This window comes from Haloarchaeobius salinus (assembly GCF_024464185.1).
Lineage (GTDB): Archaea > Halobacteriota > Halobacteria > Halobacteriales > Natrialbaceae > Haloarchaeobius > Haloarchaeobius salinus.
This window is the reverse complement of record NZ_JANHAU010000002.1, coordinates 397,194-414,501: the sequence shown is the minus strand read 5'-3', so window position 1 is coordinate 414,501 and position 17,308 is coordinate 397,194. Positions and strand designations below refer to the sequence as shown.

Annotated in this window: 19 protein-coding genes; 6 read left to right on the top strand and 13 right to left on the bottom strand. The window is 68.9% G+C overall.

The genetic code is table 11. The features are described from left to right. The first annotated feature begins 628 nt into the window (after positions 1-628). Positions 629-2,005, top strand: coding sequence for an NAD-dependent succinate-semialdehyde dehydrogenase (locus NO345_RS08660; protein WP_256298356.1), 1,377 nt, complete (start codon positions 629-631; stop codon positions 2,003-2,005). Positions 2,006-2,014: 9 nt separating this feature from the next. On the opposite strand, the gene NO345_RS08655 is transcribed toward NO345_RS08660, so the two are convergent. After that, complete coding sequence (locus NO345_RS08655) at positions 2,015-2,659, bottom strand: hypothetical protein (protein WP_256298354.1); 645 nt, start codon at positions 2,657-2,659, stop codon at positions 2,015-2,017. A gap of 129 nt (positions 2,660-2,788) precedes the next feature. Between NO345_RS08655 and NO345_RS08650 the strand changes: the two genes are divergently transcribed. The 3 genes from NO345_RS08650 to NO345_RS08640 are packed head-to-tail and all read left to right on the top strand — an operon-like array spanning position 2,789 to position 4,937. Further along, the gene (locus NO345_RS08650) at positions 2,789-3,136 is read left to right on the top strand and encodes a hypothetical protein (RefSeq protein ID WP_256298352.1); all 348 of its coding nucleotides are present in this window, start codon (positions 2,789-2,791) and stop codon (positions 3,134-3,136) included. Between the two features lie 48 nt (positions 3,137-3,184). Continuing rightward, complete coding sequence (locus NO345_RS08645; RefSeq protein WP_256298350.1) at positions 3,185-4,096, top strand: cobalamin-binding protein; 912 nt, start codon at positions 3,185-3,187, stop codon at positions 4,094-4,096. 40 nt (positions 4,097-4,136) lie between these two features. Beyond that, complete coding sequence (locus tag NO345_RS08640; RefSeq protein WP_256298348.1) at positions 4,137-4,937, top strand: HAD-IIA family hydrolase; 801 nt, start codon at positions 4,137-4,139, stop codon at positions 4,935-4,937. Position 4,938: 1 nt separating this feature from the next. Here NO345_RS08640 and NO345_RS08635 read toward each other — a convergent pair whose 3' ends face one another. From NO345_RS08635 to NO345_RS08620, 4 genes are all read right to left on the bottom strand, one after another. Continuing rightward, positions 4,939-5,172: a DUF7385 family protein gene (locus NO345_RS08635; protein WP_256298346.1), complete on the bottom strand. Its 234-nt coding sequence runs from the start codon at positions 5,170-5,172 to the stop codon at positions 4,939-4,941. Positions 5,173-5,237: 65 nt separating this feature from the next. Next, a complete protein-coding gene (locus NO345_RS08630) occupies positions 5,238-5,891 on the bottom strand; it encodes a lactate utilization protein (protein ID WP_256298344.1) in 654 nt (217 codons plus the stop codon). Positions 5,892-6,035: 144 nt separating this feature from the next. Then, the gene (locus NO345_RS08625) at positions 6,036-6,383 is read right to left on the bottom strand and encodes a thioredoxin family protein (RefSeq protein ID WP_256298342.1); all 348 of its coding nucleotides are present in this window, start codon (positions 6,381-6,383) and stop codon (positions 6,036-6,038) included. 85 nt (positions 6,384-6,468) lie between these two features. Continuing rightward, positions 6,469-7,398: an alpha/beta hydrolase gene (locus tag NO345_RS08620; protein ID WP_256298340.1), complete on the bottom strand. Its 930-nt coding sequence runs from the start codon at positions 7,396-7,398 to the stop codon at positions 6,469-6,471. A gap of 264 nt (positions 7,399-7,662) precedes the next feature. On the opposite strand from NO345_RS08620, the gene pdhA reads away from it, so the two are divergent. After that, positions 7,663-8,769, top strand: a complete 1,107-nt coding sequence (gene pdhA / locus NO345_RS08615; RefSeq protein WP_256298339.1) for a pyruvate dehydrogenase (acetyl-transferring) E1 component subunit alpha — start codon at positions 7,663-7,665, stop codon at positions 8,767-8,769. Positions 8,770-8,775: 6 nt separating this feature from the next. Here the strand turns inward: pdhA and NO345_RS08610 are convergent, their stop codons facing one another. Then, the gene (locus NO345_RS08610; protein WP_256298337.1) at positions 8,776-9,801 is read right to left on the bottom strand and encodes a deoxyhypusine synthase; all 1,026 of its coding nucleotides are present in this window, start codon (positions 9,799-9,801) and stop codon (positions 8,776-8,778) included. A gap of 51 nt (positions 9,802-9,852) precedes the next feature. On the opposite strand from NO345_RS08610, the gene NO345_RS08605 reads away from it, so the two are divergent. Further along, complete coding sequence (locus NO345_RS08605) at positions 9,853-10,431, top strand: DJ-1/PfpI family protein (RefSeq protein ID WP_256298335.1); 579 nt, start codon at positions 9,853-9,855, stop codon at positions 10,429-10,431. A 27-nt stretch (positions 10,432-10,458) separates the two neighbouring features. Here NO345_RS08605 and NO345_RS08600 read toward each other — a convergent pair whose 3' ends face one another. The 7 genes from NO345_RS08600 to NO345_RS08570 form a co-directional block, all read right to left on the bottom strand. After that, on the bottom strand, positions 10,459-11,745 hold the full coding sequence (locus NO345_RS08600) for an MFS transporter (RefSeq protein ID WP_256298333.1): 1,287 nt from the start codon (positions 11,743-11,745) through the stop codon (positions 10,459-10,461). 39 nt (positions 11,746-11,784) lie between these two features. Continuing rightward, entirely contained in the window at positions 11,785-12,450 is a 666-nt protein-coding gene (locus NO345_RS08595) for a helix-turn-helix domain-containing protein (RefSeq protein WP_256298331.1), read from the bottom strand. 125 nt (positions 12,451-12,575) lie between these two features. Next, positions 12,576-13,811: a trans-sulfuration enzyme family protein gene (locus tag NO345_RS08590; RefSeq protein WP_256298329.1), complete on the bottom strand. Its 1,236-nt coding sequence runs from the start codon at positions 13,809-13,811 to the stop codon at positions 12,576-12,578. A gap of 90 nt (positions 13,812-13,901) precedes the next feature. Further along, complete coding sequence (locus NO345_RS08585; protein ID WP_368407856.1) at positions 13,902-14,228, bottom strand: DUF7521 family protein; 327 nt, start codon at positions 14,226-14,228, stop codon at positions 13,902-13,904. After that, positions 14,218-14,568, bottom strand: a complete 351-nt coding sequence (locus NO345_RS08580; protein ID WP_256298328.1) for a winged helix-turn-helix domain-containing protein — start codon at positions 14,566-14,568, stop codon at positions 14,218-14,220. Before NO345_RS08580 ends, NO345_RS08585 begins: the two co-directional genes overlap by 11 nt. 81 nt (positions 14,569-14,649) lie before the next feature. Continuing rightward, positions 14,650-15,888 carry a hypothetical protein gene (locus tag NO345_RS08575; RefSeq protein ID WP_256298326.1) on the bottom strand — a complete coding sequence of 413 codons (1,239 nt, stop codon included), beginning with the start codon at positions 15,886-15,888 and terminating at the stop codon, positions 14,650-14,652. A 277-nt stretch (positions 15,889-16,165) separates the two neighbouring features. After that, entirely contained in the window at positions 16,166-17,074 is a 909-nt protein-coding gene (locus NO345_RS08570) for a serine/threonine-protein kinase RIO2 (protein WP_256298324.1), read from the bottom strand. Between the last annotated feature and the right edge of the window lie 234 nt (positions 17,075-17,308).

Here is a 17,308-nt window from a genome sequence, read left to right as displayed (position 1 = left end):
CGAGGACGTACCACTTCTGCCGATTTTCCACCACCGGCGCGCGCTGGCGAGCGTGCCGAAGGCCGCGAGCCATTCCGCGCGAGGGATGAGAAGCGTGGTTCGAGAGAGCTTGCTCTCTCGTCAGTGCCGGACTACGTCCGGCAGGCAGCCAGAAATCGTAGATTTCTGGCCACATCCCGAAAATCTCCGATTTTCGGGCGACAGCGCCAGCGAGCATCGCAATCGGTTGGGGAGGCGTGAGGTGCGGTGCGGTTGCGGTGGGGTGTCCCCGTGAGCGAGCTTGCGAGCGAACGGGGGCTCGTCGGTCCGCAGGTCCGACGGTGGGACTGAAAGGGGCGAGCGTCTCGACGAACCCCGGCGACGTTCCCGCGAGGGAGCCTGCGACCGAGCGGGAAGCAGCGAGACGACGGAGGAGTCTCGCCAGCCAAGCACCGCAGGAACGAGGAGCACAACGAGCCGCGGGAGTCGAGACGCTCGGGGCTTTCTGGCTGTTCGTGTTCGAGTGTATTCCCATGACAATCAGCGCATTCCACCGGGCCCGAATCGACACACTCCACCACGTCACTCACCCACAACTATCGGTTCCGGCGGCCAAAACTAGTAGTACCAAGTCCGCGAATCACGGGACATGGAGCGCATCAACCCAGCGACCGGTGAGCACGTCGAGACGGTCGAGGAGCACGACGACGCGGCGGTCGAGGAGCGCCTCGCCACGGCGGCGGACACCTACGAGTCCTGGCGCGAGGTGCCGATGAACGAGCGGCGACAGCTGCTGGAGGAGGCCGCCGACGTGCTTCGCGAGAACGAGGAGCACTACGCGGAGCTGATGACGGTGGAGATGGGCAAGCCCATCTCGCAGGCGAGAGGCGAGGTCCGCAAGTGCGCCTGGGTCTGCGAGCACTACGCGGAGAAGGCCCCCGAATATCTGCAGGACGAGGTCATCGGCGGGGCGAGCCACGCGAAGACGTACGTGCGCCACGAACCCATCGGGCCGGTGCTGGCCGTGATGCCCTGGAACTTCCCGTTCTGGCAGGTGTTCCGGTTCGCCGCACCGAGCCTGGCGGCGGGCAACGTCGGCCTCCTCAAGCACGCGTCGAACGTGCCGAAGTGCGCGCTGGCCATCGAGGAGGTGTTCCGGGAGGCGGGCTTCCCCGAGGGGGCGTTCCAGACGCTGCTCGTCGGCGGCTCGGAGGCGAACGAGGTCATCCGCGACGACCGGGTCCGGGCGGTGACGCTGACCGGGAGCGAGTTCGCGGGCAAGCAGGTCGCGAAGACGGCGGGCGAGGAGCTGAAGAAGACCGTCCTCGAACTCGGCGGCTCCGACCCGTTCGTCGTGCTCGACGACGCGAACGTCGATGCGGCCGTCGAGACGGCGGCGCTGGCCCGGCTCCAGAACAGCGGGCAGTCCTGCATCGCGGCGAAGCGGTTCATCGTCCACGACGAGGTCTACGACGAGTTCGTCGAGCAGTTCGTCGCTGAGCTGGACGCCTGGACCGTCGGCGACCCGATGGACGACGAGACGGAGGTCGGTCCGCAGGCCCGCGAGGACCTGATGCAGGACCTGCACGACCAGGTCGAGCGCAGCGTCGACGCCGGCGCGGACTGCCTGCTCGGCGGCGAGCCGATGGACCGCGACGGCTACTACTACCCGCCGACGGTGCTGGCCGACCTCGACCCCGACATGGCCGTCGCCTGCGAAGAGACGTTCGGGCCGGTCGCGGCGGTGTTCCGCGTCGAGAGCGAGGCCGAGGCCGTCGAACTCGCGAACGATTCGCCGTACGGGCTCGGGGCGTCGGTGTGGACCGACGACCTGGACCGCGGCGAGCGCGTCGCCCACGAGATCGACGCGGGCGCGACGTTCGTCAACGAGATGGTGAAGTCCGACCCGCGCCTGCCGTTCGGTGGCGTCGGCATCTCGGGCTACGGTCGCGAGCTGGCCGCCGACGGCATCCGCGAGTTCGTCAACCGGAAGACGGTGTGGGTGCAGGAAGCGGACGACGAGTAACCAGCTCCGTTACTCGCGTTCGACGCGGGTGAGTTCGAGCGAGAACCCCCAGTCGAAACCGCGGAACTCCTCAGAGTCCGACGACGCGGAGCGAACCGAGACGTCCTCGCCCCAACGGTACTCGCCGGGGTCGAGGTAGCCGTCGACCCGGCCGTCGTCCCACACCGCGAACGTGTTCCGGACCGACTCGCCCGGCTGGTACTCGACCCGGCGACAGCCGTAGCCGCCGAACCCCTGCTCACCAGTCGGGAGCCCCCGTCGCACCCAGCCCTCGCCGTCCGGCGTCGCGGTCCCACCGGCCCCGTCCGTGGATTCCAGCCACAGCCCGCGCGGGGCGCTCGAACAGGTCCGACGGTTGAGTATCGCGCACGACCCCTGCGTGACCGGCAGCACCGTGGTGTCGCCGACCACCGTCGTCTCGACCACGATTTCGGCCGTCTCCGAGACGGTGATGCGGTCGTCGAGGACCCGGACGTCGATCTGCAGGCCCGACTCGTCGGGGACCGAATCGACACCGAGCAGCGAGATGCGTCGCTCCTCGTCGTCGACAGGGTTCGCGGGACCGCTGGTCCCGATGCCGACCGACGCGAGGCAACCGCCGAGACCGGCCGCGCCCGCGGCGGCGACCGTCGAGAGGAGGGCTCGCCGATGCATACGTCCTGTAACCGTTGGCAACGGCAAAAGTCTGGGGTACGGGTCTCGACAGGCTCCGAGCCCACCGCCGTTCCCCGCCGTCGACCACGCTTCGGCAGGGCTAAACCGCCGGGGCGTCACGCCCCGAACATGAGCAGGGAACAGGCGCTCACCCGTGCGAAGTGGAGCCTCGCCGGCGTCATCGTCGGCTTCGGCGCGCTCGTCGTCGCCGTCGTCGCGACCGGCGCGTCGGTGTCCGCGCTGGGGCTCGACGCGACGGCGACGCGCACCGCGGTCATCGGGCTCTTTCTCGCCGCCGTCGGCGCGACGTACGTGGCCCACGCGGAGATACTCGCGGTCTGGCTGAGCGCCCGGATGGAAGGTGTCGCGGACCTCGACGCGGTCGCGGTGTCGGACGACGAGGTGTCCCAGCGACGCCGCGGCGCGCTGTTGATGGTCGCCGGCGGCCTGGTCGTGGTCGTCGTCGGGCTGCTGTAACGCGTTCCGGACCGGCGATTTATACTGCCACCGCCCCCAACCCCGGGTATGAACGTCGTGACGCTGCTCCCCTCCGCAACGGAGGTCGTCTTCGCGCTCGGTGTGGAGCCCGTCGGGGTGTCCCACGAGTGCGACTACCCGCCCGCGGCCGTCGACCTGCCCGCCGTCGAGTACAGCCGCATCGACGCCGACGCCTCGACCGCCGAGATCGACCGGCAGGTGCAGGAAGCCGAGGAATCGGGCGGCGTCTACGGCATCGACGTCGAGCTGCTGGACGAGCTCGACCCGGACCTCGTCGTCACGCAGGGCGTCTGCGACGTCTGCGCCGTCGACGAGGTGCTCGTCGAGGACGCGGTTCGGGAGATCGACGCGAACCCCGAGGTGCTGACGACGGACCCCCACAGCGTCGGCGACGTGTTCGACGACGTGCGGTCGGTGGGCGCGGCGCTCGGCCGCGAGGCCGAGGCCCGCGACCTCGTCGCCTCCCTCCGCGAGCGCGTCGAGGCGGTCCGCGACCGCGCAGCCGACTGCGAGCCGAAACGAGTGGCGGTGCTCGACTGGACCGACCCCGCCATGGTCGCGGGTCACTGGGTGCCCGAGCTCGTCGAGTGGGCGAACTGCGAGTACGGCATGGCCGACCCCGGCGACGCCTCCACGCCGCGGGAGTGGGCCGACGTGCGCGCGTACGACCCCGAGGGACTGGTCGTCGCGCCCTGTGGCTACGACCTCGACCAGACCCGCGAGAACCTGTCGGACCTGACAGACCGGCCCGGCTGGGGGGAGCTGACGGCCGTCCAGGACGGCGACGTCTGGGCCATCGACGGCAACCACTTCCTGAACCGTCCCGGGCCGCGCGTCGTCGACTCGCTGGAGCACCTCGCGGGCGTGCTCCACAGGGAGTTCGAGACGCCGTCGCGCGAGGTGGCCGCGCCGCTGTCGGAGCTGGCGACGGCGCGCTGACCGGGAAGCGTTACGTCCCCACCGCCACAAGTCCCACCCGATGACACGACGCGCGGCAATCGTCGACCTCGACGGGACCGTCTGGCGCGGCGAGGCGGTGATCCCGGGCGCGGCCGCGGGCATCGACGCCCTCGTCGACGCCGGGCTCGCCGTCCAGTTCGTCACGAACAGCACGGGTGTCGACCGCGAGACGTTCCCCGAGACGCTCGACTCGATGGGCATCCCGGGCGACGTGGGCGGGCTCTCGACCGCGGCCTCGGCGACGGCGACGTACCTCGCCGAGCACCACCCGGACGCCGACGTGTACGTCGTCGGCTCCGAGGTGCTCTACGACGAGATTCGGCGGGCGGGACTGACCGTCGTCTCCGAGCCGGACCCGGAATCGCGACCGACCAAGCGGGAGCCCGCGGACGTGGTCGCCGCCGGGAAGGCCTACGACATCGACTTCGACCTCCTCACCGAGACGCTCTGGGCGTTCGACCCGGGGACGCTGTTCGTCGCGACGAACACCGACCGGACGTTCCCCACGGAGGACGGACTGAAACCCGGTGCGGGCTGTACCATCGGGGCCATCGAGGGGATGACCGGGCGCGACCCGCTGGTCGTCGGCAAGCCGTCGGAGCACATGGCCGACGCCGTCACCGAACGCCTCGATGTCGCCCCCAGCGACTGTCTCGTCGTCGGGGACAACCTCCATACCGACATCCTGATGGGCGAACGCGCCGGGATGGAGACGGCGCTGGTGCTCACGGGTGCGACCCGACGCGAGGAGATCGGTGGCTCCGGCGTCGAGCCCGACCACGTCATCGACTCGCTCGGCGACGTGGCCACGATACTCTGAGCTACTGCTTGTGCGTGAAGATGACCGCCTGGTCGTCGACCGTGCCGACACAGAGGTCGAGCTGCTTCGAGAGGTTCAGGCTCGTCGGGTTCTCCTTGCAGACGACGAGGTCGTCGAACGGCTCCTCGCAGGCCGGACAGGCGACCGCGACCGTGTTCTGGTAGCTCTTCACCGACTGGTTCTCCTCCCGCAGCGTCAGCGACGCCACGAGCTCGTCGAAGTCCACGTCCTCCATACGCTCCCCTACCGAGGCACGACACATAAAATCAGACGCGTTGCCAGGTCGCGATGCGAGCCGGCTCAGTAGCCGAGGTCGTCGCGCACGAGCACGACCGTCGTCCGGCCCGCCTCGTTCTCCTGGCGGTAGATGAGCTGCTTGGCGACGACCGAGCCAGCGCCGTAGGCGTCCTGTGCACGGGCGTCCTCCAGCGGGAAGACGAACTCCTCGACGCGGTCGAGGGCGGCGTCGAGGTCGTCCACGATCTTGTTCACGCCCGAGACGAGCAGCAGGTTGCCGGCCGCGAACGGGTACGCACCGACCCGGCTGCCCGAGGCGTCGGCCGCGACGAGCTCGCCCGTCTCCGCGATGGCGTTGACGCTCCCGAGGAAGTAGTCGGCGGCCTGTGCCTCGCGGCGGAACTGGTGGCGCTCCGCGTCGTCGTCGATCTCCCAGACCTGCCCGGCGAGGTTCTCCCAGTCGTGGCCGTCGCCGTTCAGGTGGTCGACGAAGCCGATCTCCTCCAGCGTCGTCGAGTGGCCGTTCATCACCGACGCCCCGGCCGGGATGGCGTCGACGAGTTCGTCGCGCGCCTCCTCGGCGGTGTCGACGACGACGACGTCGAAGCCGCGGGCCTCGAGGCTCTCGACCGTCGCCTGCACCGTCTCCTCGTCGGGGAGCTGGTCGTACGATTCGTCCGCAGATACCGTCGTGAGATACTCCGCTTTTTCTGACATGGTGGGTGGTGGTCACGCGACGACCGGGGCCGCCGCGGTTCGACTCACACTCGGGGCGCGACGCCCATAACTGCTCTCGGACGGCGGTGTAAGCAGGTTACAGCGGTGTTACGACACGCGTTCACGCGGCACCCGACCCGCCGTTCACGTCTCGCTCTCCCCGCCCGACTCGACGAACGCGACCATCCGGTCGGTCTCGACGAAGCCGTCGGCCAGCGTCGCGACCTGCTCGCCGTCGGCGATGAGGACGAACGTCGGCGTGCTCCGGACCTCGAACCGGTCGAGCAGCGTCATGTCGTCGCCGGGGTTGACCATCGCGACGGTCGCGTCGGTGACCCGGGCGACCGTGCCGATGACCGGCTCCATCGCCTGGCACTTGCCACAGCCGTTCGTGTACAGCTCGAGGAGGACGAGTGGCTCCTCGGCGAGGAGCTCGTCGAGTTCGTCCCCGTCCGCGAGTCGGACGGGCTTGGCGTCGCTTCGTGTGCTCATACCACCAGTACCCGGTCGAGCACCGTAACGGCACCGCCGGGTGACGCGGCCCGCGCACCACCGCCGGACCACGAGACCGATTCAATCAGCGACGGGCCAGCACGGCCGCTGCGAGGTCGTCCCAGGCGTCGGCCGCCGCCGGCACCGCGTCCGCCAGCGAGAGGAACCCGTGGGGCGCACCCGGATAGTGGAGCCGTTCGACCGACACGTCCGTGTCCGCCAGCGCGTCGGCGTACCGCGCGCCGTCGTCCCGGAGCGGGTCGCAGCCGGCGGTAGCGACGACCGTCGGCGGCGAGTCGGCGAACGACGACGGTCCCTCGCCCACAGCCGGAAGCGGCGAGAGCCGCGGGTCGTCCACCGGTATCGCCCCGTCGTCGCGGTAGAGCCGCCAGAACCAGTCGAGGTCGTCCCGGGTGAGCAGCGGGGCGTCGGCGTGCTCCTCGTGGGACGGCGCGTCGAGCGTCGGGTCGAGCATCGGGTAGAACAGCACGGCAATCGAGACGGCCACGTCGGCCCGTCGGGCGCCCAGTGCGGCGAGGTTCGCGCCCGCACTGGAGCCCGCGACGCCGACACGTTCGGCGTCGACGCCGAGGTCGGCCGCCGACTCGACGGTCCACTCGAGGACGGCCGTCACGTCGTCCAGGCCGGCCGGACACGGGTGCTCCGGTGCCAGCCGGTAGTCGACCGAGACGACGACGCTCCCGGTGGTCGCCGCCAGCCGCCGTGCGAGGTCGTCCGCGGAGTCGAGCGTCCCGAGGACGAAGCCGCCGCCGTGGGCGAACACGAGCGCCGGTGCCGGGTCGTCGACCCCGGACGGCCGGTACACGCGGCTCGGAACCGTCCCCCCGCTCGCCGTATCGACGATTCGGTCGGTCGTCTCCACATCGCCGTCGGCCGACCGCGAGAACAGCTCCGCCTCCAGCTCCCTCGCCCGGTCGACGCCGAGCTCGTGCCACTCGGGGCTGTCGGGGAACGCCGCGATGGCGCGTTCGAACGCAGGGTCGAGCTCTGTCACTGCCACGACGTACGCGCCGCCGTGCGTTAACCGTCGGGGTTCCGGCCACCCGACCTTTATGAGCGATGCCGGGACCAGACCCGGCGTGCCCTGACCGCCACCGCACGCGGGCCAGCGGGTGTGCGACGCGTCCGTGTGCGACGACGCCGCCACCGAGGTCGTTCCACGGCGGCTCACGCGTCGCCTGCTCGCCACACGTCCACCAGCGACGCTGCCCGGCGGCAGTTTTATCGCAGATACTGCCATGGTTTCAGGTAGCTTCGCATGTCTCTGGGCATCACTACCGACGATGACGACGTTCACCGGGTGCTCGACGTCGACGGCTCCCTGGCCGACGGGGCATCCGTCCCGCTCTCCGACGACGCCCTCCGGGACCTCTACGAGGACCTCAAACTCGCCCGACAGTTCGACCGCAAGGCCGTCTCCCTCCAGCGGCAGGGCCGGATGGGCACCTACCCACCCATCTACGGGCAGGAGGGCGCACAGGTCGCGAGCGTCCACGCGCTCGACGACGAGGACTGGCTGTTCCCCTCCTACCGCGAGAACGGCGCGATGCTGGCCCGCGGCGCGCCCATGGCGGCGAACCTCGAGTACTGGATGGGCTCCGAGTCCGGCAACGCCAGCCTCCACGACCGGAACGTGTTCCCGGTCGCCAACCCCATCGCGACGCAGGTCCCCCACGCCGTCGGCCACGGCTGGGCCTCCCGGCTCGACGGCGACACGCGCGTCTCGCTCGTCCACTTCGGCGACGGCGCGACGAGCGAGGGCGACTTCCACGAGGGGATGAACTTCGCCGGCGTGTTCGACGCGCCCGTCGTCTTCTTCTGCAACAACAACCAGTGGGCCATCTCGGTCCCGCGGGAGAAGCAGACCGCCAGCGAGACCATCGCCCAGAAGGCCACCGCCTACGGCTTCGACGGCGTCCGCGTCGACGGGATGGACCCTCTCGCCGTCTACGAGGTGACCCGCGACGCCGTCGACGGCGCACGCGACCCCATCGACGGGGAGAAGCGCCCGACACTGATCGAGGCCATCCAGTACCGCCTCGGCGCACACTCGACCTCCGACGACCCCGGTGTCTACCGCGACGAGGCGCGAACCGAGGAGTGGAAGCAGTACGACCCGGTGCCGCGGCTGGAGTCGTTCATGCTCGAGAGCGGTCGCATCGACGAGGAGGGCGTCGACGCCCTCGAGGCCGACATCGACGAGCGCATCGAGGCCGCGGTGCAGGAGGCCGAGTCGTTCGAGCCGGACCCGGACGACATCTTCGAGGACACCTACGCGGAGCGACCGCCGAAGCTCGACCGGCAGCGCGAGTACCTCCGCCGGCTCCGCGAGGAGTTCGGGGACGACGAACTGCTGGAGGATTAGCGGGCGTCAGTCGTCGGCGGCGGTCGCCTCCGCTCCGTCTTCGACCGGCTCCGGCTCGTACTTCTTGAACGCTTCCGCGACCAGCAGCGGCGTGACGAGCGTCGCCTCCGCCTTCACCTCGACGTGGTTCGTCGCCTCCTCCTTGATCTTCCCCCACGAGACGGCCTCGTCCGGCGGCGCACCGGAGAGCGAGCCGTCGCCCTCGACGCCGGTCGAGATGTAGACCGCGTAGTCCGCGCCACCGCGGAACAGGTTCGTCATGATGGCGTGGTGCTTCGGGATGCCCCCGCCGATGACGACGAGGCCGGTCTTGTCCGCGAGCAGGCCCTCCTCGATGAGGTCGTCGTAGTCCTGGAGGATCTCGATGCCGACCTCGCTGTCGTAGCCCTGCTTGTAGTAGTAGAGGAAGTTGCCGACCTCGGCGTCGGTGAGCGCCGGACAGAAGATGGGGATGTCGTTGTCGGCGGCGTTGGCCAGGATGGAGTGCTCGTCGTCGATGGTCTCGCCGAGCTCCCGCGAGAACTCGACGGGCGTGCGGACCTTCTCCTCGGCGAAGAAGTCGGGGAAGAAGTCGTTGAGGTACTCCTCCAGCCAGACGTAGCGGTCCGAGGGGACGAAGATGTTCCCCAGCCTGTTGATGCCGCGCTCGCGCATCGCGGCCTCGTCGACGTCCCACTCGCCCATCTTGAACGGCCTCTCGGTCTTGATGACGTCCTCGGTGATGGAGCCGGAGGTGGTTATCATCACGTCGACGAGGTCCTCCCGGGCGAGGTACGCGAGCGTCTCGCGCAGGCCCGAGGAGACGATGTTCGAGGTGTAGGTGCAGTAGATCGTCGCGCCCTCGTCGCGCATCCGTTTCACGATGTCGATGGCCTCCGCGAGGTGGGTCGCCTGGAAGCCGGTGGTCTCGTAGCTCGCGAGCAGCTCGCCGAGGTCGAACTCGCCTGTGAAGTCGTAGCCGCGAACGTCGGGTGTGGCGAGCTCCTCCTCGGAGCCCGGAACCACGTTGTCCTTCGTGTCGTCGTCGGTCATGGCCGGAAAATCGTCCCCGACAGATAAGAGCGTTACACTCCTAGTCGAGCTATGAACGTCGCGATCGTGTTGTTCGAGGGGTTCGACGAACTGGATGCAGTGGGACCGTACGAGGTGTTCCAGACCGCCGGCGAGCTGGGCGGTGAGATGAGTGCGACGCTGGTGACCGTCGACGGTGCAGCGACGGTGACGGCCAGTCACGGGCTCCGTGTCGAGCCCGACGCCGCGCTGGAGGACGTGGACCCGGACCTGGTACTCGTCCCGGGCGGCGGCTGGAGCGACGGTGACGCCCCGGGTGCGCGCCGGGAGTTCGACGATGGCACCGTCCCCGACGTGCTCCGCACGCTCGCCCCGACGACACAGCTGGCGAGCGTCTGCACCGGCGCGATGCTGCTCGCGGCGGCGGGCGTGCTGACGAACCGCCCGGCGACGACACACCAGAGCGCGATGGACGACCTCTCGGTGTTCGCCGACGTGCGGGAGGAGCGCATCGTCGACGACGGCGACGTACTCACCTGCGGCGGCGTCACCGCGGGGCTGGACCTGGCGCTCTACATCGTCCGCCGGGAGTGCGGGGACGAGGTGGGTGACGCGGTCGCGACGGAGATGGAGTACGTCCCACGGGTGTAGGACCGGTGGCCCCGCGTTCGGGGGGCGCTACGGGTCGATAGCCGTCCCGTCGACACCGAAGTCGGTCATCGCGCCGTAGCCCTCGGTGTACCACGTCGCGCCGAGGAAGGCGACGACGCCGGTCAGTGCGAACCCGCCACCGACGAGGAACACCCAGTGCATGCCGGGGCCGGTCATGAGGAAGCCGCCGAGCATCGGCGCGAGCACGCTCCCGGGCCGCCAGACGAGCTCTCGCACCCCGAAGCTGGAGGCGACGCCCGCCCCGTCGCTGCCCTCGTCGGCGAACAGCGCCATGCTCGCGGGCTCGCGGAAGGAGTCGGCCACCCCGAGCAGCATGTTCAGGCCGACGACGACGGGGAACGCCGCCGACAGCGACCCGACGACCGGGTACGAGGTCGGGAGCCCGAGCCAGCCGCCGAGGAACGGCGAGAACGGCACGAGCACGGCGACCGTGGCGTACATCGCGCCGCCGAAGAAGACGAAGAAGGAGCGGTTGAACCGGTCGGAGAGCCGTCCGGTGTAGGGCTGGAGCAGCATGTTCGTCGTCTTCTCGGAGATGAGGACGACGCTGACGACGAACGCCGACTCGTAGCCGAGCCCGCCCTGTGCGACGGTGACGCCGGCGTAGATCGGCACCCACGTCCGGACGAGCGTCACCGCGAAGGCGTACTGCGCGCGGAAGCTCGAAAGCGTGAGGATGCGCTCGTTCAGCGCGAGGTCGGAGAACGGAAAGCCCTCGATGCGGGTGTCGTCGGGTTCGAGATCGAGCCAGAGCCACAGCGTCACCGCGGCGAGCAGCACGACGATGGTGGTGTAGATGGGCGTGAAGCCGAAGGCGTCGTAGACCACGCCCGCGGCGAGCCCGCCGACGATGGCCGCCGCGAACCGGGCGGCGTTGGCGGTGCCGATGCGGCTCGCGCGCTCGTCGTAGGCGGAGCGCTCGCCGACGAGCGAGAGCGTCATCAGCCCGGAGCCGGTGACGGCGATGCCCTGGACCGCGCGGGCCGCGATGAACTCGAGGCTCGCACCGTCGAACAGCGCGATGGCCCCGAAGCCGGCGTAGGCGACGATGCCGACGAGCAGGCTCGCGACGAGCACGGTACGCTTGTCGTACCGGTCGCCAGCCCACGCGAGCGGGACGACGGCGACGGTCTGGGCGAGGGTGAACGCCGTCGTGAACAGGCCGATGACGAACCCCGATGGGTCGAACAGGGTGATGTAGGTCGGTAGCAGGGTCGCCAGCGTGACGAAGCCGAAGCCGGTGGCGAAGCGGGCGAGGTAGAGCGCGTAGAACTGCCTGGCGTCGTCGGACACGACCGGGACTCGGAGGGTCGCCAGTGAAACCGTTTCGATTCAGAACGTCTCCGCGAGCAGCGAGCCGACGGCACGTCGGAGCCGCTCGGAGGCGGCCTGCCGGGAGATGTCGAGCTCGTCGGCGAGGTCCCGGAGCGTCATCTCGCGGGGGACGGCGAAGTAGCCGCCCTCGTTCGCGAGTCGGAGTGCCTCGGCCTGTGCGTCCGTGAGACTGCGCGGTGCCGGGTTGTCTGCCCCCGGAACCCGGTAGATGCGTTCGAGTTCGAAGCCGATTCCAACCGTCTGGCAGTAGTCGAAGAACGCCGTGAGGGCGGCCCGGTCCGGACCCTGTACCCGGTAGCACCAGTCGCCGTCGTCGCTGCTGACGTCGAGCACGCGGAAGCCGAGGTCGCCGAGGATGCCGGAGACGCGCAGGCCGTCGACGACACGGACCCGGTAGACGCAGTGGCTCTCCGTCACGGTGAGGGGGGTCGGGTCTGCGACGGTCGAGTCGGCATGGAGTGCCTCGTCGACCCGGGGTGCATCTGCCCCCGTCGCCGTGAGGAAGACCACCCAGTCGCCGTCGGGCGTCGGTGCCTGTGCGGTCAGCTCCACGTTCAGTCCGGGATGGCTCCCGATGGTCTCCCCGAGGAGGAACTCGTCGTGCGAGAGGCGGACCTCGGCGACGGTCTCCAGTCCGCCGGGCGCATCGGACGAGGATGGCATCGCTTGTCACAGTGAAGGACGAACAGGAGGACTATCGGTCTTCCGAAGGAGCGCCGGGGTGCTGGTCGGCCGTCAGTGCAGGCTTCGCCCTCCGCACCGAAGCCGAGTGCGACGGTGTGGCTGTCTCAGTCCGCGGTGGCGACCCGGTCTTCGAGCACCGCGAACCCGCGTTCGAGGTCGTCGACGAGGTCGTCGACGTGTTCGACGCCGACGGAGACGCGGATGAGCGTGTCGGTGATACCGAGCGCCTCTCGCTCCTCCCGTGGGACCGGTTCGTGGGTCATCGCGGCCGGGTGCTCGACGAGCGACTCGACTCCGCCGAGCGAGACGGCGAGCGTGAACGTCTCGAGGTGCTCTAAGAACGCCTTCGCGTCCTCCAGGCCGCCGGCCAGCTCGAAGCTGAGGACGCCGCCGTAGCCCGACATCTGCTCGCTCGCGAGCTCGTGCTGCGGGTGACTCGGGAGCCCCGGGTAGTACACCGACTCGACGAGCTCGTGGTCTTCGAGGTACTCGGCGATGGCGGTGGCGTTGGCCTCGTGCTGGCGCATCCGCATCGGGAGCGTCTTCGTCCCCCGGAGGACGAGGTAGCTGTCGAACGGCGAGAGCATGTCCCCGATGCCGACCTGCTGCAGGAAGACGACCTCGTCGGCGATGGCGTCGTCGTTCGTGACGACCGCACCGCCGATGGAGTCCGAGTGTCCGTTGATGAACTTCGTCGTCGAGTGCGCGACGAGGTCCGCGCCGAGAGCCAGCGGTGCCTGGAAGTACGGGCTCATGAACGTGTTGTCGACGCCGAGGACCGCGTCGTGGCGGTCGGCGACCTCGGCGATGGCCGCGAGGTCACAGAGCTTCATCCGGGGGTTCGTCGGCGTCTCCATCCAGACGAGTGCGGTCTCGTCGGTCATCGCGTCCGCGACGTTGTCGGTGTCGGTCGCGTCGACGAACGACACGTCGACGGCGAGACGGTCCCGGAAGGTGTTCTCGAACATCCGACGGGTGCCGGCGTAGAGGTCGTCGAAGGCGACGACGTGGTCGCCCGGCTCGACGACCGCGAGGACGCTCGTGAAGATGGCGGCCGTGCCCGAGGAGAACGCGTAGGCGTGCTCGCCGCCCTCGAGCGCCGCGAGCCGCTCCTCGAGGGCGTGCCGGGTCGGGTTCGAGAGCCGGGAGTACAGGAACTCGCCCTTCGACGGGTCCACGTCCTCGAGACTCATCTCCGTGTCCAGTCCCGGGAGCGCGAACGTCGAGGAGAGGTGGATCGGCGAGACCACGTCCCCGACGTCCGGCGCGCCGGGGGTGGCCTCCTCGCCGTGTGCGACTGCGAGCGTCTCGAACCGCTTCGGTGACCGTTCGTCGTCCATGCTTCACGAAAACGAGACGGCTGGGCTAATAACTTACCAATTCTTAGTAATTTGTCCGTGAGGATTTATTCCTCGGAGGTATCGTGGCCGTCATTCGCGGATGTGCAGCGAGTAGGCGATACAGAGGAGTCCGGCCAGCTGGAGCACCCGCACCCCGAGTCTGAAGTAGTCCTGGTACGGCAGCGGGAGCACGCGCCCCTGCAGCAGGACGGTCCCGACGAACGCGACGCTGTAGGTGACCGCGGTCAGGACGATGAGCCCGACGGAGAGGTACCACATCGGCCGGTTGTCGTACCGTCCGAGTGCGCGGAACGCCTGGTAGCCGATGTAGAGGCCGACCAGCGTCGACAGCGAGGCCGCCGCGATGACGGCGAGTTCGACGGTCGTGAACGCGAAGCCGACCATCTCAGAGGTCACCCCAGAGGTCCGCGAGTCGGCCGGCGGGGTCGTCGTCGCGCCGTTCGACCGTCAGCTGGAGCTGGCCGTCGCGGAGGCGGATGGCCACCTGGTCGAGCGTCGCGGCGTAGACGGTGTCGTGATGTCCGTCGGTCCGGGGGCGGGTCCGTTCGGCGACGAGGCCGGCGGCCTCCAGTCGTTCGAGGCGGCGGTACGCCGTCGGGAGCGAGCAGTCGCAGTGGTCGGCGAGTTCTGTTGCGGACATGTGTTCGGTGCTGACCGCGGTGAGGATGGTGCGTGCGTACTGGTCGTCGAGCAGGCCGACGACGGTCTCCAGAGTCGGTTCCTCACTCACGTCCATCCTGTCTTTCGGTGGGAAGCTATAGATTTCGGGACTGTGTCGACCTGTGAAAGGACCGCGACGCTCCGGACGACGACCGGTTCACCCGTCCGGACCATCCAGGTCGTAATCGACGAGCGTCATCATCGTGTCGCCGTCCGAACTCTCGAAGACGAGCCGGACGGACTCGTCCAGCCCGCCGACCTCGACGGTGAGCGAGTCGCCGGACGTGACCGTCGTGTACTCGTCGGCGAACTGTGACGGAGCCACGTCCTCGCCCCCGTTCGACCCGTCGACGTACACAGTCAGCAGCTCCGCACGCACGGCGTCGCCGGCGTCGTGGCGAATCGTCACGGTTCCGGCGTCGGTGTCGTGGTCGAGCCCCCACGTTATCTGGGGGTTGAGGCGGTTCACGTCGAGGTCCTGGAAGTAGCGTTCGAGCGGCTGGTGCATCTCGATGGTCGCGAGGGCCCCCTCCAGCGAGATGTCGACGGAGTGGGCGTCGATGGCTCGTTGCACATCCGCCATCTCCTCCTTGATGCGGCTCATGGTGGGCACGTCGTTCTCGGGGAACAGCAGGGTGTGGACGAAGTACGCCGCCGAGTCGTCGTACACAGTCGACATCGCCCACATGTCGAGCGACTCCCAGTCCTGGAACGGAACCGAGCCGGTCCACGTGAACGGGTGTGCACCCGCGGCCTCGGTCACCCTGGCGAACTGCTCGTCCCGCGTGTGACGCGGTCGAATGCGTCCCGAGCCGGTGTCGACGATACGTCGAACGTCCGTCTCGTGGTGGGACGAGCGGGAGAAGACGATGGCCTCGTCGCCGACGGCCACGGTCCGCGGGAGATCGGAGCGTCCGTACATCTCGAACGCTCCGTAGGACCCCTGTGCCTCGTAGCCGCTTCCGAGCAGCGTCTCGTCGACGGTCGCGCGGTCGACGTCGACCTCCGCGACCAGCGTCACGAGGTTCCCGATGATGCGGTCGTAGTTGTCGTAGCCGAGGCCGAAGTAGTCCATGCTCGACTTGAGGAAGCCGCGACCGACGTGGACACGGTCGACCGCGTCGCTCCCGGTCTGTCGTGGTGTCGTGACCATGAGGTCGTCCCAGAGCGGGCTGTTCCTGTCGGCACTCTCGTCGACAGGAGGGACCCAGCGGCGGTAGACGGGGTCACCGGCCGGGGGAACGTCGACCCGCCCGTACCGGATCTCCTGTCCGAGCGGGGGCATCGCCGCGGTACAGCCCGACAGCGACGCGGTGGCGGCCGTCGCCAGCGCCGCACCGCCGGCGGTCAGCAGCTCCCGCCTGCTGTGGCCGCCGGCGTCGTCTCGTCCTGTCATACCACTCCGAACAGGGGGCAGTGACATAATACCGGACCGTCCTCCCACCGGTTCGGAAAGCCGAGAGAAGTTATTTATACTACCTTCCATTCGACGGCTCGTCGGGCGGTCTACACGGAATACCGACCACGACGCTGGGGATGTCGACCGGAGCACTGGCCGGGTGACGTTCCGGACCCGAAACGAGCGCGTCGAATTGGTATCGTAGAATGGAGTGTATCACACGGTGCGCGGAGGGAGCCCCGAAACCGAGACCGGCAGCGAAAAACCGACCGACTCAGTCGCTGTGCTCCCGGACCGACTCGAACTCGCCCGACTCGATGGTGCCGACGACCGCCTCCTCGTCGATATCCGGTACCTGTGCCGGGTACTTCCGCGCGAAGTAGCCGACGATGTTCCGAACGTCACGCGCGAGGAACTCGGCGGCGTTCTCGTGGTCGCTCTCGACGGCCTGCGGCCAGTCGAACACCGTGACGCCGCTCTCGTCGACGAACACGTTGTACTCGCTCATGTCGGCGTGGACGAACCCCTGGTTGTAGGCCTCGCTCACCTCCGCGAGCACCAGATCGAGCACGCCGACGACCTGCGCGTCGTCGAGTTTCGCCCGCGAGAGCTCGACACCCTCCATCTTCTCCATCACGATGGCGTGGCGGTTCTGGTCGATGGGTCGGGGGACCGACACGTCGGGGTAGAGCGCCTCGAGGCGCTCGTACTCGCGTTCGGCGGCCTTGCGCGCGGTGTAGAGCCAGGAGACGTGCTCGCGGTCGGAGGTGTAGTCGCGCTCTTTCATCACCTCGCGGAAGTTGGTGAACCCCTCCCGGTGGTACTTCAGCGCCATCGGGCGGTAGGACTGCACCTCGTACACGTCGGACTCCTTGCCGACGCCCAGCGAGGAGCCGAAACCCGTGACGGTGTCCCGCTCCGCGAAGGTGTGCAGCGCGAGCGCGTCGTAGCCCTCGAACTGCAGCTTGTAGCCCTCGTACTGGATCGTCTTGCGTTCCAGCAGCCCCCGGTCGAGACAGCGGTCCAGCCGGTAGTCGACCTCCTCGGCGGTGAGTCGCGAGAACTTCGGGATCTTCGAGCGCTGGACCCACTCGGAAAAGCGCATCCCCTGCTCGACGCCCGAGAGCAGGTGGAAGTCCTCGGGCTCCAGCTCGGCGACGAGCGGGGCGACGTTCTGTACCATGGCGACCCGTAGCCGGTGGGGAGGTAAAAGCCCGATGTGTCCCCGTCCGCACGTGGTATAAATGATATACTGCGATATGAAATCGGTCTCTCGTGGGAAACGGTCGCTCGGCGTGTCGGCATCGGAACGACGTGCGAGTACTCGTCTCGCGACGGCGGTGGAACCCAAAATCCCGGCACCGGACCCATTCCGAGTGCGGATATCAGGACCTGGCGGTCCCGTCAGTCGACGCGA

What these genes read in the sequence shown, in the direction of transcription:
- NO345_RS08640 (WP_256298348.1), top strand. Translation starts at nt 4,137, where the DNA reads ATGACACGACGCGCGGCAATCGTCGACCTCGACGGGACCGTCTGGCGC.
- NO345_RS08610 (WP_256298337.1), bottom strand. Translation starts at nt 9,801, where the DNA reads ATGACCGACGACGACACGAAGGACAACGTGGTTCCGGGCTCCGAGGAG.
- NO345_RS08650 (WP_256298352.1), top strand. Translation starts at nt 2,789, where the DNA reads ATGAGCAGGGAACAGGCGCTCACCCGTGCGAAGTGGAGCCTCGCCGGC.
- NO345_RS08575 (WP_256298326.1), bottom strand. Translation starts at nt 15,888, where the DNA reads ATGACAGGACGAGACGACGCCGGCGGCCACAGCAGGCGGGAGCTGCTG.
- NO345_RS08625 (WP_256298342.1), bottom strand. Translation starts at nt 6,383, where the DNA reads ATGAGCACACGAAGCGACGCCAAGCCCGTCCGACTCGCGGACGGGGAC.
- NO345_RS08655 (WP_256298354.1), bottom strand. Translation starts at nt 2,659, where the DNA reads ATGCATCGGCGAGCCCTCCTCTCGACGGTCGCCGCCGCGGGCGCGGCC.
- NO345_RS08580 (WP_256298328.1), bottom strand. Translation starts at nt 14,568, where the DNA reads ATGGACGTGAGTGAGGAACCGACTCTGGAGACCGTCGTCGGCCTGCTC.
- NO345_RS08590 (WP_256298329.1), bottom strand. Translation starts at nt 13,811, where the DNA reads ATGGACGACGAACGGTCACCGAAGCGGTTCGAGACGCTCGCAGTCGCA.
- NO345_RS08630 (WP_256298344.1), bottom strand. Translation starts at nt 5,891, where the DNA reads ATGTCAGAAAAAGCGGAGTATCTCACGACGGTATCTGCGGACGAATCG.
- NO345_RS08660 (WP_256298356.1), top strand. Translation starts at nt 629, where the DNA reads ATGGAGCGCATCAACCCAGCGACCGGTGAGCACGTCGAGACGGTCGAG.
- NO345_RS08635 (WP_256298346.1), bottom strand. Translation starts at nt 5,172, where the DNA reads ATGGAGGACGTGGACTTCGACGAGCTCGTGGCGTCGCTGACGCTGCGG.
- NO345_RS08645 (WP_256298350.1), top strand. Translation starts at nt 3,185, where the DNA reads ATGAACGTCGTGACGCTGCTCCCCTCCGCAACGGAGGTCGTCTTCGCG.
- NO345_RS08595 (WP_256298331.1), bottom strand. Translation starts at nt 12,450, where the DNA reads ATGCCATCCTCGTCCGATGCGCCCGGCGGACTGGAGACCGTCGCCGAG.
- NO345_RS08605 (WP_256298335.1), top strand. Translation starts at nt 9,853, where the DNA reads ATGAACGTCGCGATCGTGTTGTTCGAGGGGTTCGACGAACTGGATGCA.
- pdhA (WP_256298339.1), top strand. Translation starts at nt 7,663, where the DNA reads ATGTCTCTGGGCATCACTACCGACGATGACGACGTTCACCGGGTGCTC.
- NO345_RS08570 (WP_256298324.1), bottom strand. Translation starts at nt 17,074, where the DNA reads ATGGTACAGAACGTCGCCCCGCTCGTCGCCGAGCTGGAGCCCGAGGAC.